A 23,744-nucleotide genomic window follows, 5' to 3' on the forward strand; every position below is an offset into this window, starting at 1 on the left:
CCCCTACCGTTAGCTCAACACTCCTACAAAGGCGGTAATAATGATAGCGTTCACAAAATCAATGAATAAGGAGCCAACCAAAGGAATAACAAAGAACGCTTTAGGTGACGGACCATTTACCTCGGTGAATGACTGCATATTAGCCATCGCATTAGGAGTGGCCCCCATCCCAAAACCACAATGACCAGCGGCCATTACGGCCGCATCATAATCTTTGCCCATAATCCTAAAGGTAACGTAGGTCGCAAATAAAAACATGACCGCTGTTTGCACAACTAGGATCACAAGTAACGGCCCCGCTACATCCGCTAGCTCCCAAAGCTTCATAGACATTAAAGCCATTACCAAGAAAAACCCCAGAGAGACGGATCCAATAGCATCTAGCTGTGCTTGTGGAAAACGAAAACCACGCCAGTCAATAATATTGCGCACGACCACAGCAATCAGCATCGACCCCAAATACGCTGGCAACGTCACCCCTTTGGTTTGCAGCCACTCAATAAGCATCGAACCTAGCCCCATACATACGGCTAGTAACAGCACAGAGTACATCGACAAATCAAAAAGTGGTTCTTTTTGAGGGGTGGTATTTTCCTGAGTAGCAGCCCCCCCTGTAGTAGGGGTTGGCACTGACACAGCGGCTCGCTGCCGAGGACCTTTTAAGCCATGTTTACGCATGAGACGTGAGCCCACAGGCCCCCCAATCACACACCCTGCAACCAAGCCCCACGTGGCAGCAGCAATAGCAGCAGGTAGCGCACCGGTTACCCCATACGATTCCAACAAGGGACCAAACGCTGCCGATGTCCCATGTCCACCGGTTAAAGAAATCGACCCCGCCGCTAGTCCTAATAAGGGGCTCGCTCCCATGACATAAGCCAAGCCCGCACCAATGATATTTTGCAAGGTCAACAGTAGAACTGCAGCCACTAAAAACAGGGCCACCCCTACCCCACCCTTTTTCAGCATTTCAAAACTGGCAGAAAAACCAATGGTTGTAAAAAATGCCATTAGCAAAAAGGCACGCATATTGTCATACAGCTCAACCGAGAAGCTTTGCGTCTGATGCCCATATAAAGCAATAAGCGCAAATACCAGCCCACCAATAATGGGACTCGGAATAAAATAACGCGATAAAACAGGCACTCGATTTTTGATAAGTTTCCCTATCACTAAAAACACCGCTGCCAACGCTACGGTTTGTGCCATATCAAGCTGTATAAGCATGGTTATCCTCTGTGCGACGTGGTAGCCCTAAGCGCAACGAGCGCGTACCTGCTCCCAAATAAAAGCAGCAACATCCTGAGGTTGATTTAAATCTAAGCAGATACGATCAGTCATAGCCAATGGTGTATCTGTCGCAATGGCGACCACTTGCTCTGTATGCGGATAAACTGGCTCTACCCCACGCGAAGGGCGATAAACCTCTAAGCGCGGAATATCTGCTTGCCGATATCCTTCTACTAAAACCACATCAACCGGTTGCAAACGTTGTACTAAGTCTACCAATAACGGCTCGTCGTTTTGATTTAAGTTATGAAACAAAGCGTAATGATAGGGGGAGGCCACAATGACCTCGCGTGCACCGGCATTACGGAAACGAGCGCTATCTTTATGGGGTGGTTCGAATTCCAAGCGATGATGACTGTGCTTGATCACAGCCACCTCTAGACCTTGGGCATTAAACCAAGGCATCATGGCTTCAATCAGCGTGGTTTTACCACTACCTGAGCGCCCAACAATACCAAAAACCCGCTGCATAGTGATTAATGGTCGCGCTGCACCGCAGCGGTACAAAAATCAACCAATGTTTGCTTATAAATACTGTCAGGAAAAACCTGTATGGCCTGTAAAGCTAGCCCAGCCTCGGCATCAGCAGCTTGACGGGTATAGTCAACCGCATCGGTATTCGCGATGGCGGCTGCCACCGCCTCAAAATCCGCATCCCCGGTTTCAATGGCGGATTTAATTAACTGTTGTTCGGCTGGGGTACCGACTTGCATCACGCGAATTAAAGGAAGCGTAGGCTTGCCCTCGCGCAGATCGTCGCCCACATTTTTTCCTAGCGCTTCCGCGTCACCACTGTAATCCAAGACATCATCAATCAGCTGGAAAGCCGTACCAATATGACGCCCATACGCAGCAGCGGCCGACTCAAGCTCGGGGCTGGCTGCAGATAAGATCGCCCCCACTTGTGCTGCGGCCTCGAAAAGCTTGGCGGTTTTATAGCGCACCACCTGCATATAGCGTTCTTCGGACACATCCGGATCGTGTACGTTTAACAGCTGTAAGACCTCGCCCTCGGCAATGATAGTAGTGGCTTCAGAGAGTACTGCCATAGCACGCATTGACTGCGTTTCCACCATCATCTCAAAAGAGCGAGAGTATAAATAATCACCCACCAACACACTGGCAGCATTACCAAACACCGCATTAGCCGTGCTACGGCCTCGGCGTAAGTCGGACTCATCAACCACATCATCATGTAATAACGTGGCAGTATGGATGAACTCCACCACACCCGCCAATAGATGATGATGTGAGCCTTTGTAGCCTAATGCATTGGCGATTAACAATAACAAAGCGGGGCGCATTCTTTTGCCACCCGCGCCCACAATATATTCCCCAATAGTACGAATAAGGACGACTTCTGAGTTTAATCGCCCGCGGATTACCGCATCAAGGGCTTTCATGTCATCTGCGATGGGGGTCATTAGATTTGGGAGATTCAAAGCGCGTTCCGAACGAAAAAAATACCAACCTTGGTAAAAATCCAAGAGTAAAGGGATAATTATACGGTGTTGTGGCGATAACGCCGAATTTAGCGCCGCATAAAAATCACAAAGACAAAAAAACCACGTCTACCCAGCATCATACGTCTTTTAGCCTAAATGGAGAATATGTTGAATTACGACTTAAGCAATTTGTTACAACGCGCCGAACGTGTGCTTGAACAGCTCGAAGCCTATTTGCCGCCAGCCCCACCCGCTATTAATTGGGATGCCCACGCGTTTATCTGGCGGCGTCGAGGCGCGCGTGGCTGGTTAGATGCCGTAAAACATATTGCCACCATTGCCCCTGAAGATTTACAACATATTGAGCAACAAAAAGATATCATTACACGCAACACCGCTCAATTCGTAGCAGGCAAACCCGCCAATAATGTCCTTATGACAGGAGCCCGCGGCACGGGCAAAAGCTCTTTAGTCAAAGCTATGCTCAATCAATTTGCAGATCAAGGTTTGCGTTTGATTGAAATTGATAAAGACGACATGGGAGACCTACCAGATATCATTGAATTGATTGCTGACCGCCCCGAACGCTTTATTATTTTTAGTGATGACTTATCCTTTGAAGACGGCGAAAGCGGTTATAAAGCATTAAAATCTGTACTGGATGGCTCCGTCGCCGCTCCCAGTGATAATGTTTTGATTTATGCGACCTCAAACCGGCGCCATCTTATGCCGGAATACGCAGCGGAAAACTTACAGACCAGTACACCTGCTACGGGCGAACTGCATTATGGCGAAGCCGTAGAGGAAAAAGTCTCTTTATCTGAACGCTTTGGGATTTGGTTATCGTTTTATCAGTTTAAACAAGACGATTATTTGGATATTGTGTATTACTGGCTTAAAACACTGGGCTATCCTGCTGAGCGTGTCGAGGATGCCCGTCGCGAAGCCTTACAATGGGCCTTACACCGCGGCTCCCGCTCGGGGCGTGTTGCACAACAATTTGCACGGGACTGGGTAGCACGCCATGACAACTAAAACCCATCCCCCCTACGTTCGGGTTGCCGTGGGCGTTATTCTGGATCCAATGGGACATGTACTACTTGGCAGTCGTCCTGCCGATAAACCCTGGCCACATTGGTGGGAGCTGCCAGGCGGTAAAATCGAAACCAATGAAAGCGTGCCCCAAGCGCTCATCCGCGAGCTCCACGAGGAAATCGGTATCCATGCAACGACCCTATCACCTTGGATCCGCTATATCCATCACTATCCACGCAGTACGGTAGAGCTTAACTTTTATCAAGTCACCGAGTGGCAGGGCACTCCAACCCCACAAGAAAATCAGCAGTTAGCTTGGTGTCATCCCGAGCAGCCTATTCCATTAACGATAGGACCTATTTTGCCTGCCACCTTCCCGATTCTCCGTTGGTTACGCTTACCCAAACACTATTTACTTAGCAATATCGGACAAAAAAGTGGCGTATCGATCTGGCTAGAAAAGCTGCATCAGGCATTACAACAGGGAGTACGACTGGTGCAATTCAGAGAGCCTGCTTGGGAGAACAACCATCCCAATGACCCTGATTGTTTAGCCGCCTTACAGCAAACAGTGGATTTATGTCACCAATGGGGAGCCCTCTGCTTACTGAATAGTATCCACCCTTGGGATTGGGTTGGTTATGCTGACGGACTCCATTTACGCAGTCACGATGCGGCTCGCCTTGCACAAAATCAACACGCAGCCCCCATTAACAAGCGCCAGCTCCTTGCCGTCTCGGCTCACCACGCGCAAGATATAAAGCACGCACAACAACTAAATAGTGATTTTGTTGTGATTGGGCATGTATTAGATACGCCATCCCACCCAAATCAACCGGCACTAGGCTGGGAAAGGTTTTACGAGCTCGCACAACAAGCAGGGCGACCTGCCTTTGCAATTGGGGGACAATCCCCTACCACCTTTAAACAAGCGCAAACATTTGGTGCGCACGGTATTGCCGGTATCCGACAACTCATTACTGATTAAGACCATGGACCCTGTCACCATATCCGAACACGATGGCGTACGTTATTTACATTTAGGCACCGAATGGGTACAAGGCGCTATGCGCCTAAGCCAACCCAATGAGCTAGAGCTGCTGTATATTCAGCAAATGATGATGTGGCAGCTGTTTATGGACCAGCCCACGCATATTATGCAATTAGGTCTGGGCGCTGCCTCGCTGACTAAGTTTTGTTATCAGAACTACCCCGATAGCAAAATCACTGCCGTCGAAATCAACCTCGATGTCATTCGTGCCTGTAGGGCATTATTTGCATTACCTGATGATGATCAGCGTTTACATGTCATTCATCGCTGTGCTCTCGCGCATCTACAATCTGCACCAATGCAAAGCGTAGAAGTGCTACAAGTGGATTTATATGGTGCCGAAGCGCATGCACCGGCCCTCGGCTCACAAGATTTCTATAATGAATGCGCACGCGTACTAACGGATGAAGGCTTATTAACTATAAATATTTTAGGCAATGCTCATGTTCATGCTCGCCATTTAAACTATTTACAACAGGCCTTTGGCGCCGTGGCTTGGCTTCCTGAATCCCATGATGGCAACATTGTTGCCATCGCCTTCAAAACCCCGCCGGTGGTTGATTTTGAGGCTCTCTATGACCGCGCCACCCAAATCACCATGGCTTACGGGTTGCCAGCAGCAGACTGGGTGGAGGGATTAGAGCAGTGGATGCAGGGGGACTAAAACAACCTAATAAAAAATTTTCTGTTGCGAATGTATCGCTTTTTTAATCTGCTTTTCCCCAACGGGATCCTTTTTACAACTATATGCCTCAAACAAAGGCACCTGATCCTTATAATGAGGATGAGTTACTCCGTCAGGGCTAACAAAACCGCTCTGCCCTGGTGCGGTAACCGAACACATCGTAAACTTCCCTCCCATTAAAGACACCATGTAGCTTGAGCTACCCGTATTGCCATAAACAGGAGTTCTGACCTCATTATCTTTGTCTCCCCAAGGCACTCTCACCGCACTTTGATGAGAGAAAAGCATGGTAGCAACAGGCACTCGCCAATCATCTATATTCTCTCCATGTTGCTTTATTAAAGACGCCACTGCATTTTTTAAGGCTTGCAGCACCACATCACTCGCGGCCTGACCTTGCAATAGGTCAATCGTTTGAAGCACTGAAGACTCCTCTCCCTGTAGTGCATTCCAAACTAATTTAGCAACTAAAGCTGGTTGCGCACTGCGTGGATCGTCATTTGATATGTATAAATCAGAGAGATATCCCTCCAAGATGTCTTTGGGTAAAACGGGAGATAAAAGCAAATGTGCCATTTCTTCTAGCCATGCTCGCATAATCGCTGGTGCAGCTCCTTGATAATACGATTTTGTCTCATCAGGTATTAACTTGTAATCCCAACCCTCAAGCTCTACGGCGACCTGCTGAAAAAAATCAGGCATATTTGCTTTAGACGCTGCTTGAATAATATATGGAACAAAATAACGAGCATGTAAATCCGCCCACGCCCCTTTATTATCAATCCCCCAAATTTCATCTTGGGTAAGCTTCTCTTTGGCTTCTAGCTCTACTAATAATTCCTGCACTCGATCCACATACGAAAAATGGGCGGAGTCTGCTAGAAGCCCTGAAAATATCTTGTTGTTCCAGCTAGCAATATATCCATTTGTAGGATTTAATATTTTAGGATTATGGTCAAAATCATAAAAGCCTAACCACTCCATAGTTCCGTCACCTACTGCTGGGAACTGAATATGTTGTTGTTCTGACCGAATGGGTAAACGACCTAAACCAGCCGCTCCAATATTATTATTCTTATCCGCATAAAACCATGTAATTGAAACCGCTACCCGCTTAGCTTGTTCCATGAACTCATCCCATGATGTCGCTTTAGCGGCTTCTGCCCAGCCTAGTAGCGTTTCAATTTCTAATCCCTCCCAACTTCTTCTATTTGCGTAAGCTGTCTTACTTTCCAGATCAAAAGCACTCACAAACCCCTGCTTGCTTTTGTAAACGTCGATAAGTTTTTCACGTTCCCCTTTGACAGGTATAGAAACCTGTTTATGCTCAAAAGGAATATACTTCCCATTATAAAGATACTCTTTTGGATTATTGGGGTTGAGTTTTAGCTGATACACATCATTCGTATCTAAAGAACCTACTGTAGATCCCCATGCTATTTTTCCATTAGTGCCAAATAAAATAGCAGGCAGACCTACAGGCGTTAAGCCTGTCAAATCATAACCAGCACCATGTAAGCCCACACCATATGTCATAGCCGGGGTATACCAACCTTGCTGTGGCCCATTATATAAAACGGGAACTCCTTCTTGCGTTTTCTCTGCTCGTAACACCCAAGCATTACTCGCCGTAGGAACACCATTAATAAAAGCATCTCCTAAGGCTAAACGGTCTTTTTCTAATAAGTAACTCGCTGTATGCTGTGATAAAGAACTCAAATAAGTTGTGGTGGTCTGAGAGCGCACCTCCTGATGCTCTGATTGAATAATTACAGGGGCACTAGGATCATTTAACCATTTTACTTGTTCATAAAAATCCCGCCCTAAATCCTCACCCAGCGTGTCTCTCAACCTTTCTAAAAGAGTCAAATTAGCAATCTCTGAGCTCGTGGCAAAAAACCGATTCAAAATCAGCCCTACCCACACGAGAGCAATATCTTCCTCTTGCCAGACTGTCGGCAAAAAATCGTAATCAATAAACTCTTTTGGCAATAAGGTTTCAGGACTGGCCAAAACTTCTTCAACTCTCTTAGTAAATCCAGCAGCATAACCTTTGAAAATTTGTCTATCCTCATCAGACAACTGGCTCAACTGTGTAGTAATACTTTTAGGGTCAAATCTACTATGGGTAACTTCATCTAACGACAAATAGTCCCTGCCTAGAACCTCCGCTACCCTTCCTTGCCCAATTCTTTTAGCCATTTCCATTTGGAATAAGCGATCTGTCGCTATGGCATAGCCGTATCCATAAAATAACCCGTAGGTATCTTTTGCATAAATATGTGGTACGCCATAGGTATCTCTTTTGATTGTTACTTGATTACCTAAATCACTAGGCGAGATTGCACAGCCAAAAAGTAAACTAACCCCCAGGACAGAACAGCTCAGCTTCCAAAATTTCATTCATGTCTCCATTATTTTTATAAAAAATATTTAGGAGTAAAGTAACTGAGAAGAGCTATCGTTACTAGTAGGGTTACTCTTTATATCTCTACCACTGCCCCCCAAGCGCCGTCATGAGTTTAGTCGCGGCAATAAATAGCTCACTTTGTAGACTGAGCATTGCTCGCTCGGCATTTAATGCGTTAGTTTCGACTTGCACTACCGACAAATAGTCAATCAGCCCCGCTTCATATTGATTACGCGTTAATTGTAAAGATACACGAGCAGCGTCTAAAGCGCGTTGTTGATTCGTTAGCTCTTTATGCAGGCCATGCCATTGCACTAGAGCATCTTCAACCTCGCGCACGGCTTCGAGTACCGTTTGTTTATAGGCCGCTGCCTGTGCATCGTAGGCCGCCATGGCCTCATTGACACGTGCGGTACGCGCCCCCCCATCAAAAATGCTTAATGCCAATGCCGGCCCTAACGACCAAAAACGAGCTGGCACACTGATCCAATCCGACCACGACCCGCTTCTATAGCCCCCTTGCGCTGAAAGGCTAAGATTCGGTAACCACGCCGCTTTTGCCACCCCTATCTGGGCATTGGCAGCAGCCATTCGTTGTTCAGCAGCGGCTACATCTGGTCGCTGTAATAATAGCTGTACAGGTAGACCTACGGGCACGGATGGAAGTGCGGAAAACACCGCATCAGCCTGTAAAGCAAAGTGGGATGGCACACGCCCTAATAACACTGCCATCGCATTCCGTAACTGCCCCCATTGTCGATCCAAGGCTAGCCGTTGTACACGCGCATTTTCCAACTGAGACTGAGCCGCTGCCACATCCGCCACAGACACCATACCAACAGCCAAGCGCTGCTGATTCATAGCTAAACTGCGCTCATAAGCGGCAATAGTTTGGTCGTAAAGCTGTTGAGCTGCACGTACATATTTGGCCTGAAAATAACTTTGTGCAAACGTTGAAGCAAGACTTAAACGCGTCGCCGCTAGATCTGCTTGGCTAGCCGCTAAGTTTGCTTGATTCGCTTCTACACTACGCCGCACACGCCCCCAGACATCCAGCTCCCAGCTAACGCTCGCGTTCAGATTATATTGATTGGTAGGTGCGCTTTGCCCGGAGCCAGCACGCTGCCCCGATGCCCCCATATCTAAAGTCGGAAATAAGCCGGCTCGCGCTTGTCCTAACGCCGCTTGAGCTTGGCGATAACGCGCTTCCGCTTGCGCAAGGTTCTGATTATGCTCAAATAACTCCTGTATCCAATGTGCCAGCTGATCATCATTAAAGCGTTGCCACCACTGATCTGTTGCTTGCCCCAAAGGCGTTGCCGGCACCCAAGCGGAACGGTCCGCTGCCAGCGAATGCGCATATTCATCATTCACGTCTATATTAGGGCGTACATAGTCCGGACCCACGGCACAACCAGCTAAAATGATTACACCGCAAGCTATTACTGTTTTATACCATCGCATCATGCTTGTTATGCCTTTTTAATCCGGAATCGTTGGGCGAGTTTTTCAAGATAAATATAGACCACTGGTGTGGTGTAAAGCGTAAGCAGTTGACTTAAAATCAAACCACCCACAATCGTTAAACCGAGAGGCTGTCGCATCTCTACCCCGGGGCCGGTCGCAATAATCAGCGGCACGGCTCCTAAAATTGCCGAAATGGTTGTCATCATAATAGGTCGGAATCGCACCAGACAGGCCTCGTAAGCGGCCTCGGTCACTGTCATACCATGATGGCGTTGCGCATCTAAAGCATAATCCACCATCATAATGGCATTTTTTTTCACAATACCAATCAATAAAAACACCCCGATCATGGCAATAATAGAAAACTCTTGCCCTACCCACATAAGTGCTAATAACGCTCCAATCCCGGCCGAAGGTAATGTGGATAAAATGGTCAGTGGGTGCATATAGCTTTCATAAAGCATGCCCAAGACAATGTACATCACTGCTAGGGCAGCTAAAATCAACCAAGGCTGTTGCGCTAAGGCATTTTGCATCATGCGTGCCGAGCCCTCATAGCCTGCTTGGATTTCATGCGTAGGCAGGCTAATTCTTGCCATTGCCTCGTCAATAGCAACTAACGCCTGATCCAAAGACACACCGTCCGCTAAGCCAAAAGACACACTCTCTGCCACAAACAACCCCTGATGGCTCACACTCAAGGGGGCATTGCCATGCTCAAAATGTGTAAAAGCCGCCAGCGGGATACGCCGCCCATCGCGCGCCACGACCTCCAGTTGCTGTAATGACTCGAGGTCTCGCGCAAAACGCTTTTCTACCCCCATTACGATATAGTATTGATTCAAGCGCCCATATACTACCGACACCTGTCGTTGGCTAAACGCATTATTTAGCGTTGAAGCCACCAAAGCCATATCAATACCTAAGGCAGTCGCTTTTTCTCTATCAATACGCAATTCAATACGCGAGCCCTTATCATCAGAATCGGTATCCACATCCGTTAGCTCTGGTAGCGCGGCCATCGCCTGCTGAACTTTGGGCTGCCACTCTTTTAGTAGAGCTAAATCACTCGCTAATAAACTGTAACTATACGAACCGGCACGACCTAAACCGCCCCCTACAAAAATATCTTGCTGTGGCGTTAAAAACATCCGTGCTCCTGGCTCCGACTGCAATTGGTTACGCAGCCGTGCCACCACTTCGAACGCAGTGGCCTCGCGCTCATTCATTGGCAACAACTCAACCAAAATCATTGATGAGTTGCTCCCCCCTCTACCCCCAGCAAACACCGCCACATTCGCTACGGCGGGATCATTTAAAATAATTTTTCTAAATTTATCTAATTTTGGCACCATGGCCTCAAAAGCCATCCCACGATCTGTACGGAAAAATCCCATCAATTGCCCCGTATCCTGCTGAGGAAACAAGCCTTTAGGGATCGCCGTATATAAATAACCATTTAAAATAATCGTGGCAAACAACGACAACAAGGTCAGAAACTTATGTCGTAACGCCCAGCCTAAACTACGCTGATAGCCATGTACCACATACTGCCCCGTCCGATAAAACAATCGGCTTATTTTTCCAGAACGTTGTTGCTCATGACGTGGGCGTACACGTAATAGCTTGGCAGACATCATTGGCGTTAGCATCAAGGAAATCAACCAAGAAATCATCACGGCCACAGACAGCGTGACGGCAAACTCTTTAAAAAGCCGCCCCACTAAACCACCCACCAACCACATCGGGATAAACACCGCCACCAAAGAAACGCTCATGGCGGTAACGGTAAAGCCCACATCCCGAACCCCTCGGGCGGCGGCCCGTAGCGGCGTTGCCCCCTTTTCTAAATGGCGCATAATGCTTTCCAGCACCACAATGGCATCATCCACCACAAAGCCCGTTGCTACAATCAACGCCATTAACGAAATCGTATTTAGCGTAAAGCCAAAAAGATACATGAGCGCAAATGTGCTGATCAAGGAGGCAGGAACCGCTACGGCAGGAATCAATGCCGCACGCCAATCACGTAAAAACACCAGCACCACCAACACCACCAATCCCACTGCAATGAACAGCGTTTTGTGTGCTTCTTGCATCGAGGCACGTATACTCGGGGTGCGATCTTGCGCCACATGAATCTGTACCCCAGCGGGCATCATGGCTTCAAACTGAGGGATACGCTCACGAATGGCTTCAACCGTTTCAATAATGTTGGCATCGGCTTGACGCCGCACCATCAACAATACCGCCGGCTGATCATTCACATAACCAAAATTATTAATGTCTTCTACAGAATCTTCGACCGTAGCCACATCTTGTAAGCGAATCGGGCTATCGTTACTCCAACCAACAATTAACGGAGCAAACTGCTGCGCCTGATTCATTTGGCGATCTGTGCTTAACCACCACTGCTCGTGGTCATTTTCTAAAAACCCATTCGGGCGTAATGGGTTCGCATTTGTAATCGCTGTGCGTACATCATCTAAAGCCAATCCAGCCACCGCCAACGCTTGGGGGTTGATACTAATCCGTACCGCCGGCAGTGACCCCCCACCCACGGATACTTCTCCCACCCCTTTTACTTGCGCCAATTTTTGCGCCACAATCGTCGTCGCCAAATCATATAACTGCGCTTGGTTTGCCGTTGGCGAGGTCATCGCTAACACCATAATCGGCGCCGAAGATGGATTCACTTTGTGGTAAGTAGGAACACCACGCATGCCCGACGGCAACATGGGGCGTGCCTGATTAATGGCTGCTTGTACGTCTCGTGCTGCTTCATCAATATCCCGCTCCAACTCGAACATGAGCGTGATACGAGTCGAGCCTTCAGAACTACGGGAACTCATTTCTGACAAGCCAGAAATCGCCCCCAAAGCCTGCTCCAAAGGCGTAGCCACGCTGGAAGCCATGGTTTCGGGGCTCGCCCCCGGTAGGCTTGCGCTGACCGAGATCATCGGAAAATCCATTTGTGGCAAAGGCGCCACCGGCAGCTGCCGTAAAGCTAGCAACCCCGTAAACACCATCGCCACACACAACAACGTGGTCGCCACCGGTCGCATAATAAAGCCGGTTAACCAGCGTTTCATGCTGACCTCTGTCGCATACGTGACCAACGCTGTGACCAGCGATCAAAAAACAAATAAATCACCGGTGTCGTAAACAGCGTTAATACCTGACTGCAAATCAACCCCCCTACCATCACCAGCCCTAAAGGCTGACGCATTTCAGCCCCCGAGCCGCTGGCTAACATCAAGGGAATCGCACTAAATAACGCGGCAAACGTCGTCATTAAAATAGGTCTAAAGCGTAAGAGTGCGGCTTGGTGAATGGCTTGCTGAGCAGGCAGCTTGTCTTGGCGTTGTGCGACCAAGGCAAAATCAATCATCATGATGGCATTTTTTTTCACAATACCTATTAACAAAATAATGCCAATCACCCCCACCATATCGAGCTCTCGCCCTGTTATTAACAAAGCCGCTAAGGCGCCTATCGTGGCTGAAGGCAAGGTAGACAATATCGTGATAGGATGAATATAGCTTTCGTATAAAATACCCAGCACGATATACATCGTCACCACCGCTGCCAACAACAACCATAATGTGCTCGACAAAGACGCCTCAAACGCTTGCGCTGCCCCCAAAAACCGCAGCTCCGTGGAATCTGGCAACCCTAAATCCACTGCGCTTTGTTGTATTGCCTGCACCGCATCGGATAAGGAATACCCTTTTGCCACGTTAAACGATAACTGCGTTGCAGGAAACTGGTCCAAACGATCAATAGACAGCTCTACCGCCATTTGCCGCATCTGAGCAATCGCTGCCAAAGGCACGACTTCGCCCGAGCGCGTAGGCACATAAATAGCACGTAATGCTTCGGGAGACTGACTAAACGAGGGCGCCACCTCAAGCACAACACGGTACTGAGCAGACTGCGTATAAATCGTTGAAATTAATCGCTGCCCGAAGGCATCGTACAACACATCATCAATGGTAGATTTACTGATCCCTAGCCGTGCCGCAGCATCCCGATCAATCTCTACCATCACTTGCTGACCTCGGCTCTGCAGGTCCGTCGCTACCTCTGCCAGCTGAGGCAACTGTTGCAAATGCTCTAACCACGATGGTACCCAGGTATTAAGCACAAGAGGATCGGGATCTGACAACGCCATTTGATACGCAGTACGACTGATTTGATCATCTACCGTAAGCTCTTGGATTGGCTGAAAATACACTCTGAAATCGGGCTCATTGCCAAAATCACGCGCCAACTCCTCGATAATTTGCGCCGCGGTTTTTGTGCGTTGCGCATGCGGTGTCAACGCAATCTGCATACGTCCCGTGTTCAACGTGGGGTTATTGCCATCCACCCCAATAAAAGACGTCACAGTCGCCACATCCTCATGATGCGAAATGGTTTCTGCAGCTTGAGTTTGTAGCCGCGCCATTGCCTTAAACGAGGCTGTTTGTGGCCCTTCGGTGATAGCTTGCACCATGCCGGTATCTTGTTGCGGAAAAAACCCTTTAGGCACAATCCAGTACAACCCTGCCGTCAGCAACAACGTAGCCACTGCTACCCATAGCGTTAAACGCTGGTGTGCCAATACCCAATGTAAACCACGATCATAGGCGTGCACCACACGCTGCATGGCCTGATCTGCCCAGTGTATAAACGCATTAGGCCGTTTTTCCATGGCCTCTGGCGCACGTAACAAACGAGCGCACATCATCGGCGTTAAGGTAAGTGAAATCAATAAGGACAGCGCAATAGCTATTGCCAACGTGATCGCAAACTCCTGAAATAAGCGTCCGATCACATCTGACATAAACAGCAACGGAATCAGCACAGCTATCAAAGACACCGTCAGCGAGATCAAAGTAAAAGTGATTTGCTGCGCCCCTTTTAAGGCAGCGGGCAAAGGCGCCATCCCCTCTTCGATGTAGCGGGCGATGTTTTCTATCATGACGATGGCATCATCTACCACAAAACCCGTCGCAATGGTCAGCGCCATCAGTGTGAGGTTATTAATGCTAAACCCCCACAAAAACATCAGAGCAAACGTGCCCGCAATAGATAATGGCACCACCACCGAGGGAATAAAAGTCGCCGTCCAAGTGCGCAAAAACACAAAGGTCACCAGCACCACGAGCCCTATCGCCATCAGCATTTCTGCTTGCACTTGCTTGACCGAGTCACGGATTGTCAACGTACGATCCGTGGCCACTTGAATATCAATACCCGTAGGTAATGATGCTTGTAGGCTAGCTAACTGGGCTTTGATACGATCGGCCACCTCGATCACGTTTGCCCCAGGTTGGCGTTGAATATTCAACAAAATCGCTGGCTCTGTGCCCAACCATGCCGCTTGGCGAATGTCTTCGGCATCATGCACAATGGTGGCAATATCCCCTAATCGTAACGGCGCATCGTCCACATATTGCACTATGAGATTTTCATAGTCAGCCACCGAACGTAGCTGCTCGTTAGCGCTAATTGTGGTCGAGCGCTGTGGTCCATCCAAACTGCCTTTAGGCTGATTGACATTCGCCCCCACGACCGCTTGGCGCACGGATGCCATGGTCAACTGACGCGCTGCTAACGCCTCGGGGTCCACTTGGATGCGCACGGCTGGGCGCTGCCCACCCGCAATGCTGACCAAACCCACCCCATTTACCTGTGACAGCTTTTGTGCCACACGCAAATCAATTAGGTCGCGCACCTGTGGCAACGGAATCGTCGGTGAGGTCACCGCCAAACTTATGACCGGCTGATCCGCCGGATTTACCTTGTTATATAAAGGTGGCGAGGGCAAATCAGAAGGCAGCATATTTGACGCTGCATTGATTGCGGCCTGTACCTCTTGTTCTGCAATAGCTAACGACAGCCCTAAATCAAACTGTAATGTAATCCGCGACGCCCCCCCAGAGCTGGCGGAGCTCATTTGTGCCAAACCTGGCATTTGTCCAAACTGCCGCTCCAGTGGTGAAGTCACCAAGGATGCCATTACGCTTGGGCTAGCCCCTGGGTACAAGGTCACCACCTGAATAGTCGGATAATCCACCTGTGGCAAAGCGGCCACGGGCAACGCCTTATATCCCATTAGCCCTGCTAACAATAACGCCACCATGGCTAAAGTAGTCGCTACTGGCCGCAAAATAAATGTACGGGAAATGCTCACCTATTCCCCCTTAGGGTTGTACCAACGTGGGAGCTGCTGCGCGCGCTGCGTCCCCTTGAGCCTGCCCTTTACCGTTAATCGGATTGACTTGACTACCCTCTCGCAGCCTATCAGTGCCCTCTACCACCACCTGCTCACCCAGAGCCAAACCGTCTGCAATTAAGCTTTGTTCATCGGCCGTAAGCTGAACCTTTACTGGGCGTATAGACACCTTTTGATCAGCGCCAACCACATACACAAAATCCCCAATAGAGCCAGTTTGAACAGCGGCAGCAGGTATCACAATCCCCTGATGTTTGGTTAGCAATACATTCACGCTCACAAACTGATTAGGAAATAATCGATTATCTAAGTTTGGCATTGAGGCCTTAACTCGCACCGTACCAGTATTCAAATTGATTTGATTATCTACCGCTAAAATCGACCCTGTGCTAATGAGCTTATTTTGACGATCACTAACTTGCACAGGCAGCGACTGCTCAAGTTGCAAATGCTCAAATAAGCGGGATAAATCTTTTTCTGGTAGTGAAAAGCTCACCGCAATCGGTTGCGTTTGCGTAATCACGACTAGACCATCCGTATTGGCTGCAGAAATTAAATTCCCCTCATCTAAATTACGCAGCCCTAGACGTCCATCAATAGGCGAGGTGATTTTGGTGTACTCAAGTTGTAGCTTCGCGTCCTCAACGGCCGCTTGTGCCGTGGTAACTGAGCCTTTAAGCTGCTCTACCAAAGCCCGTTGATTATCAACCTGTTGCTTAGCAATGGATTGCTGCTTTTCTAACTGGAGAAACCGTTGTAAATCGCTTTGTGCTAGTTGCAACTGAGACTGAACCTGACGTAACTGCCCCTGAGCTTGGTCCAGTTTTGCTTGATAAGGACGTGGATCAATCTGAGCTAAGACAGTGCCCGCTTGCACAAATTGACCGTCTTTAAAAAATAACGTTTGTAGCTCGCCTTCGACGCGACTACGTACAGTAACGGTATTAAACGCCTGCACAGTCCCTACCGCATGCAAACGTTCCTCGACTATACCCTGAATGGCTTCAGCCACACGCACGGGTGTTTGAGGAGCACGCATGCCCATAGGAGGTCGCCCCGCAGACGGTGCTGCTGGCTTTTTTGCCCACCAGAACCATGTCCCGCCTACAACGAGAATAAAAATCACTATCAATAGCCAGCTACGCTTTTTAGCGATGGGCTGCCCCGTTTTTTCTGCCATATATGTCGGATCCCTAACCTAGTGTTAACCTATATTACAGCGCGCTAGCTGAAAAGGAATCGCCTGCTTAACCGTAACGGGTTTATGATCAGCGCCATGACGAGAAAACCGCACTAAAATCACGTATTTATTTGCACTCATGTCGGGATAGACCCCATATTGCTCATCGACCCAAACCCGTAACAATTGAAAAGTTTTTCCGCCCAGCATTTCTTGATAAGCACCCGCTTCTGCCACCTGCTGCACGCGATCACCCGCCCCGCGCAAAATACGCAAAATAAGATCCAACGCCTGATACAACGGCATAAAAGACTGCGTCCACGCTTTAATATCGGCCTGACGATGCTCAGGGCTCAACATCTGCCAACTATAAAAAGAAGGGATATCAACCTGAGACGCCCCTCCAGGAACAGCTAATCGCCCACGTATGCTGCATAACCACTCATTATCACGCAAATCTTGAGCGATCCGACCTTGCGCTGATAAACCCTGAACAATGCGTGCAATCTCATTTAACGTACTTTCTAAAACATCCAAAGAGACCTGCGGGTGCTCACGCAATGCATTAAGCGCCACACGCTGGCGCTCTAAATCTTGTAATACCATCCCACGCAAATCGGTACGTTCAGTTACATCAAGCAGGTCAAACAAGGTCGCTATCGCCACCTGATGTAAATAAGGGTCTGAGCCTTGGGTAAAGTAAAAAAGGCGCTTGAATAAAGATTCAATACGCAGAAAAGTCCGTACTCGTTCGTTACAGGGGTACTCGTACAAAATCACGTAATAAAAACCCTAAATGATTCAATCAGTTATTGAGAGGCTACTACTTTTTTGCCTACTCACACCATTTTGCGTGCATTTGCTGCACCTGCACATTTAACTGCTCAATAGAGGTGGTCCCGTCGTTGACGATGACATCATCAGCATGCGCTAGCCTTTGTTGGCGAGAGGCTTGAACCTCCATGATACGCTGGACTTGAGAGGCTGTCAGCCCGCTGCGCTGCATCACACGTTCGATTTGTGTTGGCTCATCACAATCCACGACACAAACCCTATCCACATACTGAAGCCATGTGCCAGACTCAACCAGCAATGGCACAACCACAACAACATAACACCCTTGAGCTTGCTGCACCTTTCTAAATGTAAAGTCTCGAATCAAAGGGTGCAAAATAGCTTGTAGCTTCTCGCGCTGATCTGGCTGCTGAAAGACGAGTTCGCGCATACGCGCTCTATCCATAGCGCCCTCAGCCGTTATGTATGCACTGCCAAACTGCTGGCGAATGGCAGGTATCGCAGCACCACCTGGAGCTGTTAGCTGATGTGCCACCACATCGGTGTCCACGATGGCTGCACCATGCTTTTGTAAAAGATCCGCCACAAAAGACTTACCCGAACCAATCCCACCAGTTAACCCTATTTTCAACATATTTTGATCACCTAGAAGAGTCGGCTATCAGGAAGTAACCACACCAAAAAAGCTGCCGCAACCAAATACGGACCAAATGCACACTGCCCTGTGGGCCAACACGTTTTTTGCCAAATTATCTGTATGATAAAACAAAAAAGCGCCGCCCAAAACCATAACACCCCCAGCGTACCTAGCCCTAGCCAAGCAGATAATGCCACCAGTAATTTAACATCACCGTGCCCCATGACTGGATGTTTAAAACAAAAAACGCAAAAAGCGTTCAAGGCCCGCAAAAATACATAACTGCCCAGCACCCCCCACAACGCCTGTGTTACTACTGGCTCTGAAATGAGCAGTTGATAAAGGAGCCCTATCCACAATAAAAGCTGGGTTAATACATCTGGCAATAGCCTACAGAGTGCATCGATACGTGCTAAACATAGCAAACATCCAAGCCATACACTCATCATTACTACGTTTAAGTCTGGCTGAGTTGGTAGCCATGGCCAATAAAGAGCAAAGACAGCCAGCCCCATCCCAAATAGTCCTGCGGTGCCTACGCGCCACACCAAAGCATAGGAGGAGCGCTGCAGGAAACCATGCCGTACACTCATCCACCACAAGGACTCGTCAGCAGTCTGCCCTAAATGCACTCGTTGTGCATAAAATGGGAGCGCATCCAAATACACACGACTTATGACGGCTGCGCTCAGCCCAATATATAATGCCCATAAATACATCCTGCCCGCCTTCGCCTCAAAAGGAGCTGTCTATGCATAAAAAATCACTTTTACGCCTGTGGTTACCCCTCTGTACACTCACTACCGCCGCTGTTTTGGCGGGTTGCGCCCAAAACCCTGTAACGAGCAGCCCACGTGGCAGCTTAACCGAGGCTCAAGACCACGCCCGCGGAGGTCGCGATAAGGCTAAAGCAACGTCACAAGTCAACTTTGGCCTAAATCAACCCCTTAGCCAAAACAAAGCTGACGGTCTTACATCGGGGCAAATCCGTGAGCTCCTAGAGCCGCGCACCTTTTTAGGCACGATGTCCTGCCCACCAGCGGATAAAAGCTGCATGCCTGTACGCTTAGTCGTTACCATGAGCCCAGAGGGTGTATGGCGTATGCGTGCCACCGATATCACACAAAATGTAGCTCCAGTCACCAGCGAAGGCTGCTGGCACCAAATTGGCAGTAACCCTACGCGCATTGTGTTAATGACGCAAAACGAAACCGTTTTTGGTGACTTTAGCTTCATGTATGACCACCAGCTCCGCGTCAATGTGTTTAACTACGTACGTCCCACCCTAGAAACCCATCTCAGCCGTCAACCCGATATTGACCCGATCGAGGAGCTACCAAACCACGTAGGGCTTAATTGTCGTCCTTGAGCTTGCTCTAAAGACTTACGCTGTAACACACTCTGGAGCTCTAACGCATTGCGCAGTCGTATTTTAGTCATACCACTTGCGCGATGCGCTTCCACAGTACGTAACGACATGGTCAAATCCCCTGCTATACATTTATTAGGGGTCCCAACCATCACCTGATACATCACTTTGCGTTCTTGGACCGTCCAACGGCTTAAATACACAGCTACAGACATAAAAAAAACCTCCTATGCTTTTCGCTACAAAAAGCATAAGAGGCTTTAAGAAAAATCCCACTCCGTATCCCGCTAGGAGGGTTTGAGCTCAGCGCTCAAACTATCCATATGAGCGATTAGATTTCTAAATTATCAATCAATCGCGTTTGCCCTAAACGGGCTGCACCTAGTGCCACTAAAGGCTCACCTTGAGCGATTTGCTCGGCTGATGGCATTAACAAATCGCTTTGACGACGCAAGGATAAATAATCCACTTGCCACCCTTGTTGCTCTAGCTGCTTTGCTGCTTCGCTTTCGATTTTTTTAACATCGGTTTCACCGGCCAACACACGCTCTCGCACCGCTTGTAAACAGGCGTAAAGCTGTGGGGCTTGGCTGCGCTCGGCTTCGGATAAGTAACGATTACGCGAGGACATGGCCAAGCCATCCGTTTCACGTACCGTTTCGTGTGCCAGAATTTCCACTGGCAGTTGAAACTGCCTACACATCTTGCGCACCACCATTAACTGCTGGTAATCCTTTTTACCGAAGACAGCAACGCGGGGCTGCACACAAGAAAACAGCTTCATCACTACCGTGCTAACACCATCAAAAAAACCCGGCCTAAACTCACCTTCGAGAATGTTCCCTAAGTCATTAGGCGGTTGCATACGAAAACTTTGCGGTTCTGGATACATCTCTTTTTCAGATGGAGCAAAAAGCACATAGACATCCCGTGCTTTTTCTAGTTTTTCAATATCTTGTGCAAGGGTACGCGGGTATTCAGCAAAGTCCTCATTTGGCCCAAATTGCAATGGATTCACAAAAATACTGGCCACCACAGGGTCTCCGTGTTGCCGTGCCATTTTCATTAAGGCCAAATGCCCGTCGTGCAGATTCCCCATTGTGGGTACAAACGCAACCCGCAATTGACCTTGCAACTGATCACGCAACTCTTGAATGGTGTGAACAACTTTCACTCGGAACTCCGATGGAAAAAATCAAGCAGGTACTGCTGGCTGCCGATAAGCCAACCGCAAATAGATCGGATCATACGGCTTGGCTTGGCTAATCGCAATCAATGCTTCTTTTGCCAGTTCCAACATGGCTAAAAAATGCACTACCACCACGGCAGTAGCATCTGCAGTATGCTGCTGTAACAATTCATTAAATAACTGATTAAACTCTAAAAACTCGGTCGTTGACAAGCGCCTTAGAATTTGACTCATATGATCACGCACCGACAACTGCTCTCGCGTAATGGTGTGCGACTGATGGAGCTTGGCGCGCCGCAATATATTTTGCCATGCTTGGCGTAAATCCTCTGCGCAGACCTCGGGCAGAATTTCCTCAATATGCAAGTCAGCTTTAGCGTGCGCTATCCAAAAATCTCGCTCTACGCGTGGTACCGCATCTAAATCCAAAGCCGCCTGTTTCATTTGCTCATACGCCAAAAGACGACGCACTAATTCTGCGCGAGGATCTTCAACTTCCTCGCCCGTATCGGCTTTCTTGACGGGGAGCAACATACGCGACTTAATTTCGATCAGTAGCGCCGCCATCAACAAGTACTCACCCGCTAATTCAAGATTAGATTGACGTAACTGCTCTACATATTCCAAATACTGCTCGGTGACTTCGGCCATCGGAATATCTAATACATCAAAGTTCTGCTTACGAATCAAATAAAGCAGTAAATCTAAGGGCCCCTCAAAACTTTGTAATACCACTTCTAATGCTTGAGGGGGGATGTATAAATCCTGTGGAATCGCAAAAAGCGGCTCCCCATATAGGCGAGCGTAGACCTCCTTAGAGTCTAAGGCGGAATGACGACTATCTGCTGCAGTGTTCAATCTATATGACGGCCGTAGACCTTAAGCTACAAATTAATTGTCTTGATAATACACATAGGGGGGTTGTGGCACAGCGGCAGCACGATACCCCTCTTGAAGCTCGGGATCAATATGCTTGTCCCAAAGCCGAGCGCGCCCTTCACGCTGACCGGCTTCGATTGCAGGGTTTTGTTTTTTGAAATCATTTAAAAATTGGGTGATTTCAGATTCGTAATTCTTTGCCATAATGGTGCGTAGAGAAGTCATTAAACATACACGTAGTGTACTGCAAACTGAGCCCACAAAACACATGTCATCGGAACCAACCCCACTTTCCCCCCAAGAACGCCGTGCGATTCGCATTATTCCCTACATTGTAGGCTGTGCCCTCTTTATGCAAATGCTCGATTCCACCGTAGTGGCTACGGCTTTGCCCATGATGGCAGCATCGTTGAACACCGATGCCATTCGCATGAACACCATTATCACCAGCTATTTGCTTGCCGTTGCGGTCTTTGTGCCAGTCAGCGGCTGGGCTGCAGATAAATTTGGCGCCAGACGCGTATTTATTGCCGCGATTTTACTCTTTACGCTAAGTTCACTAGCCTGCGCCATCTCACAAAGCCTGAACCAGCTAATTGCTGCCCGCATTGTACAAGGGCTGGCAGGAGCCATGATGGTGCCTGTTGGGCGTATTATTTTGCTACGACGCACCCCAAAATCCGATCTGCTCAGTGCCATGGCCATTTTAAGCCTACCCGCCCTACTTGGTCCTATTGTGGGCCCACCCGTAGGGGGATTTTTTGTGACCTATTTTTCTTGGCACTGGATTTTTTTAATCAATATCCCTGTTGGCCTATTAGGTATTGCTTTGGTTTTACGCTATATACGAGCCGATTTACCCAATGAAGCGCCTCCTTTAGATTGGCTGGGCTTTTTTTTAAGTGCGATGGCATTAGCTTGTCTGGTGGTGAGCTTTGAGTCCATCGGGCATAGCGAATTGAGCCCTAAGCAATTAGCACTATTGTTTGGCACAGGGCTAATTACAGCTACTTGGTATATATGGCATGCCAAACACGTCGCCTTTCCTATTATTGATTTGTCATTATTACGCACGCGCAGCTTTGCGATTTCTATTTTTGGCGGTAATTTATGTCGCTTTTCCTTGGGCTCAGTACCCTTTATGTTAGCCCTTTTATTGCAACTTGGCTTTGGCATGAGCGCTTTGGCAGCAGGGCTTGTGACTTTTACCAGTGCCGTAGGCGCGATTGTAATTAAACCCCTTGCGCCACGGATTATTCGCCGCTTTGGCTATAGAAATGTGCTGATGTATAACGCTTTGCTCACGGGTCTATTTATTGCCTTATGCGGCTTTTTTAGCGAATCCACACCGCTATGGTGGATGTCATGCATTTTAGGCGTAGGTGGGGTGTTTAGGTCTCTTCAGTTTACGGCCGTAAACACCCTTACCTACGCCGATCTAGATCAACAGGCCATGAGCCGTGCCAGCTCTTTTGCGGCGATGGCTCAACAACTAGGGATCAGCTTAGGCGTGGCCTGTGCTGCGATCACGCTAAACATCAGCATGCATTGGCATCAACATGCTCAAGTCCATACTCAGGATCTCTTTTGGGGGTTCATAGTCATCGGCGGGCTCACTGCGATTTCCTTTTTTTCCTTTAAACGCTTGCCACAACAAGCTGGCGCTAGTCTACAAAACAAGAAAAGCAGTTAAAATCGCTCAACGGTAAGCAAATCACCCTGATTTGCACTAATTGATACAAAGGAAACCCAATGCAAAATATTCCAGCCTGCCCCCAATGCGCCATGGAGCACACTTATCCCGATGACGATCTTTATATCTGTCCCGACTGCGCCCATGAATGGCCCATGGTGGCTGACACCCCTGTAGAAGAAAGCCGCGAGGTCCGTGACAGCAACGGCAATCTTTTACAAGACGGCGACGACGTGCTTTTAATCAAAGACCTCAAAGTCAAAGGTTCTTCCACCAATTTAAAAAAAGGCACTAAGGCCCGTGGAATTCGACTTATCGATGGCGATCACGATGTGGCTTGTCGCATCAACGGTATTTCATACGAACTAAAATCTGAGTTTTTGAAAAAAGCTTAAA

21 protein-coding genes are annotated in these 23,744 nt (G+C 48.4%); 6 read left to right on the top strand and 15 right to left on the bottom strand.

Going from position 1 to position 23,744, the window contains the following annotated elements; genetic code table 11:
• Window positions 1–9: 9 nt before the first annotated feature.
• The 3 genes from gltS to ispB are packed head-to-tail and all read right to left on the bottom strand — an operon-like array spanning window position 10 to window position 2,732.
• Window positions 10–1,227 carry a sodium/glutamate symporter gene (gene gltS, locus ABD980_RS00925; RefSeq protein WP_345368927.1) on the bottom strand — a complete coding sequence of 406 codons (1,218 nt, stop codon included), beginning with the start codon at window positions 1,225–1,227 and terminating at the stop codon, window positions 10–12.
• A 27-nt stretch (window positions 1,228–1,254) separates the two neighbouring features.
• Window positions 1,255–1,761 carry a molybdopterin-guanine dinucleotide biosynthesis protein B gene (gene mobB / locus ABD980_RS00930; RefSeq protein WP_345368929.1) on the bottom strand — a complete coding sequence of 169 codons (507 nt, stop codon included), beginning with the start codon at window positions 1,759–1,761 and terminating at the stop codon, window positions 1,255–1,257.
• 5 nt (window positions 1,762–1,766) lie between these two features.
• Window positions 1,767–2,732: an octaprenyl diphosphate synthase gene (ispB, locus tag ABD980_RS00935; protein ID WP_345368931.1), complete on the bottom strand. Its 966-nt coding sequence runs from the start codon at window positions 2,730–2,732 to the stop codon at window positions 1,767–1,769.
• Window positions 2,733–2,900: 168 nt separating this feature from the next.
• Here ispB and ABD980_RS00940 point away from each other — a divergent pair, with 168 nt between their 5' ends.
• From ABD980_RS00940 to ABD980_RS00950, 3 genes are read left to right on the top strand one after another with little or no spacing between them, the layout of a single operon-like run.
• Window positions 2,901–3,770, top strand: a complete 870-nt coding sequence (locus ABD980_RS00940) for an ATP-binding protein (protein WP_300647141.1) — start codon at window positions 2,901–2,903, stop codon at window positions 3,768–3,770.
• On the top strand, window positions 3,760–4,758 hold the full coding sequence (locus tag ABD980_RS00945) for a Nudix family hydrolase (protein WP_345368934.1): 999 nt from the start codon (window positions 3,760–3,762) through the stop codon (window positions 4,756–4,758). The genes ABD980_RS00940 and ABD980_RS00945 overlap by 11 nt, the downstream gene beginning before the upstream one ends.
• A gap of 4 nt (window positions 4,759–4,762) precedes the next feature.
• Window positions 4,763–5,485 (top strand): class I SAM-dependent methyltransferase, encoded by a 723-nt coding sequence (locus tag ABD980_RS00950; RefSeq protein WP_300647139.1) that lies wholly within the window; start codon window positions 4,763–4,765, stop codon window positions 5,483–5,485.
• A 6-nt stretch (window positions 5,486–5,491) separates the two neighbouring features.
• Here the strand turns inward: ABD980_RS00950 and ABD980_RS00955 are convergent, their stop codons facing one another.
• From ABD980_RS00955 to ABD980_RS00990, 8 genes are all read right to left on the bottom strand, one after another.
• On the bottom strand, window positions 5,492–7,909 hold the full coding sequence (locus ABD980_RS00955; RefSeq protein ID WP_345368936.1) for a penicillin acylase family protein: 2,418 nt from the start codon (window positions 7,907–7,909) through the stop codon (window positions 5,492–5,494).
• A gap of 88 nt (window positions 7,910–7,997) precedes the next feature.
• Window positions 7,998–9,383: an efflux transporter outer membrane subunit gene (locus tag ABD980_RS00960; protein ID WP_300647137.1), complete on the bottom strand. Its 1,386-nt coding sequence runs from the start codon at window positions 9,381–9,383 to the stop codon at window positions 7,998–8,000.
• A 5-nt stretch (window positions 9,384–9,388) separates the two neighbouring features.
• Window positions 9,389–12,475, bottom strand: a complete 3,087-nt coding sequence (locus ABD980_RS00965) for an efflux RND transporter permease subunit (protein ID WP_345368938.1) — start codon at window positions 12,473–12,475, stop codon at window positions 9,389–9,391.
• Window positions 12,472–15,564, bottom strand: a complete 3,093-nt coding sequence (locus ABD980_RS00970) for a multidrug efflux RND transporter permease subunit (RefSeq protein ID WP_345368940.1) — start codon at window positions 15,562–15,564, stop codon at window positions 12,472–12,474. The genes ABD980_RS00965 and ABD980_RS00970 overlap by 4 nt, the downstream gene beginning before the upstream one ends.
• 10 nt (window positions 15,565–15,574) lie before the next feature.
• Entirely contained in the window at window positions 15,575–16,786 is a 1,212-nt protein-coding gene (locus ABD980_RS00975) for an efflux RND transporter periplasmic adaptor subunit (RefSeq protein WP_345368942.1), read from the bottom strand.
• 24 nt (window positions 16,787–16,810) lie between these two features.
• Entirely contained in the window at window positions 16,811–17,566 is a 756-nt protein-coding gene (zapD, locus tag ABD980_RS00980; protein ID WP_300647132.1) for a cell division protein ZapD, read from the bottom strand.
• Between the two features lie 55 nt (window positions 17,567–17,621).
• A complete protein-coding gene (gene coaE / locus ABD980_RS00985; protein ID WP_345368945.1) occupies window positions 17,622–18,215 on the bottom strand; it encodes a dephospho-CoA kinase in 594 nt (197 codons plus the stop codon).
• A gap of 11 nt (window positions 18,216–18,226) precedes the next feature.
• On the bottom strand, window positions 18,227–18,937 hold the full coding sequence (locus tag ABD980_RS00990) for a prepilin peptidase (protein WP_300647130.1): 711 nt from the start codon (window positions 18,935–18,937) through the stop codon (window positions 18,227–18,229).
• A gap of 32 nt (window positions 18,938–18,969) precedes the next feature.
• Here ABD980_RS00990 and ABD980_RS00995 point away from each other — a divergent pair, with 32 nt between their 5' ends.
• Complete coding sequence (locus tag ABD980_RS00995; RefSeq protein WP_300647129.1) at window positions 18,970–19,587, top strand: hypothetical protein; 618 nt, start codon at window positions 18,970–18,972, stop codon at window positions 19,585–19,587.
• On the opposite strand, the gene ABD980_RS01000 is transcribed toward ABD980_RS00995, so the two are convergent.
• From ABD980_RS01000 to ABD980_RS01015, 4 genes are all read right to left on the bottom strand, one after another.
• On the bottom strand, window positions 19,524–19,802 hold the full coding sequence (locus ABD980_RS01000) for a LuxR C-terminal-related transcriptional regulator (protein WP_345368948.1): 279 nt from the start codon (window positions 19,800–19,802) through the stop codon (window positions 19,524–19,526). The two genes, ABD980_RS00995 and ABD980_RS01000, sit on opposite strands and share 64 nt — an antisense overlap.
• Window positions 19,803–19,918: 116 nt before the next feature.
• Window positions 19,919–20,761 (bottom strand): pantoate--beta-alanine ligase, encoded by an 843-nt coding sequence (gene panC / locus ABD980_RS01005; RefSeq protein ID WP_260650614.1) that lies wholly within the window; start codon window positions 20,759–20,761, stop codon window positions 19,919–19,921.
• Window positions 20,762–20,782: 21 nt separating this feature from the next.
• Window positions 20,783–21,634 (bottom strand): segregation and condensation protein A, encoded by an 852-nt coding sequence (locus ABD980_RS01010; RefSeq protein ID WP_345368954.1) that lies wholly within the window; start codon window positions 21,632–21,634, stop codon window positions 20,783–20,785.
• 33 nt (window positions 21,635–21,667) lie between these two features.
• Window positions 21,668–21,859 carry a DUF3460 family protein gene (locus ABD980_RS01015; RefSeq protein ID WP_260650695.1) on the bottom strand — a complete coding sequence of 64 codons (192 nt, stop codon included), beginning with the start codon at window positions 21,857–21,859 and terminating at the stop codon, window positions 21,668–21,670.
• A gap of 40 nt (window positions 21,860–21,899) precedes the next feature.
• Here ABD980_RS01015 and ABD980_RS01020 point away from each other — a divergent pair, with 40 nt between their 5' ends.
• A complete protein-coding gene (locus ABD980_RS01020; RefSeq protein ID WP_377536192.1) occupies window positions 21,900–23,348 on the top strand; it encodes a DHA2 family efflux MFS transporter permease subunit in 1,449 nt (482 codons plus the stop codon).
• A 59-nt stretch (window positions 23,349–23,407) separates the two neighbouring features.
• Window positions 23,408–23,743: a zinc ribbon domain-containing protein YjdM gene (locus tag ABD980_RS01025; RefSeq protein WP_345368958.1), complete on the top strand. Its 336-nt coding sequence runs from the start codon at window positions 23,408–23,410 to the stop codon at window positions 23,741–23,743.
• Window position 23,744 lies beyond the last annotated feature (1 nt).

The sequence above is a fragment of the Paenalcaligenes hermetiae genome (genome assembly GCF_039543645.1).
Taxonomy (GTDB): Bacteria; Pseudomonadota; Gammaproteobacteria; order Burkholderiales; family Burkholderiaceae_B; genus Paenalcaligenes; species Paenalcaligenes hermetiae.

Excerpts from the sequence above, each read along its gene's own strand:
- ABD980_RS00995 (WP_300647129.1), top strand. The coding sequence starts at position 18,970 with ATGCATAAAAAATCACTTTTACGCCTGTGGTTACCCCTCTGTACACTC.
- ABD980_RS01025 (WP_345368958.1), top strand. The coding sequence starts at position 23,408 with ATGCAAAATATTCCAGCCTGCCCCCAATGCGCCATGGAGCACACTTAT.
- ABD980_RS01015 (WP_260650695.1), bottom strand. The coding sequence starts at position 21,859 with ATGGCAAAGAATTACGAATCTGAAATCACCCAATTTTTAAATGATTTC.
- mobB (WP_345368929.1), bottom strand. The coding sequence starts at position 1,761 with ATGCAGCGGGTTTTTGGTATTGTTGGGCGCTCAGGTAGTGGTAAAACC.
- ABD980_RS00950 (WP_300647139.1), top strand. The coding sequence starts at position 4,763 with ATGGACCCTGTCACCATATCCGAACACGATGGCGTACGTTATTTACAT.
- ABD980_RS01000 (WP_345368948.1), bottom strand. The coding sequence starts at position 19,802 with ATGTCTGTAGCTGTGTATTTAAGCCGTTGGACGGTCCAAGAACGCAAA.
- gltS (WP_345368927.1), bottom strand. The coding sequence starts at position 1,227 with ATGCTTATACAGCTTGATATGGCACAAACCGTAGCGTTGGCAGCGGTG.
- coaE (WP_345368945.1), bottom strand. The coding sequence starts at position 18,215 with ATGTTGAAAATAGGGTTAACTGGTGGGATTGGTTCGGGTAAGTCTTTT.
- ABD980_RS00965 (WP_345368938.1), bottom strand. The coding sequence starts at position 12,475 with ATGAAACGCTGGTTAACCGGCTTTATTATGCGACCGGTGGCGACCACG.
- ABD980_RS00990 (WP_300647130.1), bottom strand. The coding sequence starts at position 18,937 with ATGTATTTATGGGCATTATATATTGGGCTGAGCGCAGCCGTCATAAGT.
- ABD980_RS00945 (WP_345368934.1), top strand. The coding sequence starts at position 3,760 with ATGACAACTAAAACCCATCCCCCCTACGTTCGGGTTGCCGTGGGCGTT.
- ABD980_RS00960 (WP_300647137.1), bottom strand. The coding sequence starts at position 9,383 with ATGATGCGATGGTATAAAACAGTAATAGCTTGCGGTGTAATCATTTTA.
- ABD980_RS00975 (WP_345368942.1), bottom strand. The coding sequence starts at position 16,786 with ATGGCAGAAAAAACGGGGCAGCCCATCGCTAAAAAGCGTAGCTGGCTA.
- ABD980_RS00955 (WP_345368936.1), bottom strand. The coding sequence starts at position 7,909 with ATGAAATTTTGGAAGCTGAGCTGTTCTGTCCTGGGGGTTAGTTTACTT.
- ABD980_RS00940 (WP_300647141.1), top strand. The coding sequence starts at position 2,901 with ATGTTGAATTACGACTTAAGCAATTTGTTACAACGCGCCGAACGTGTG.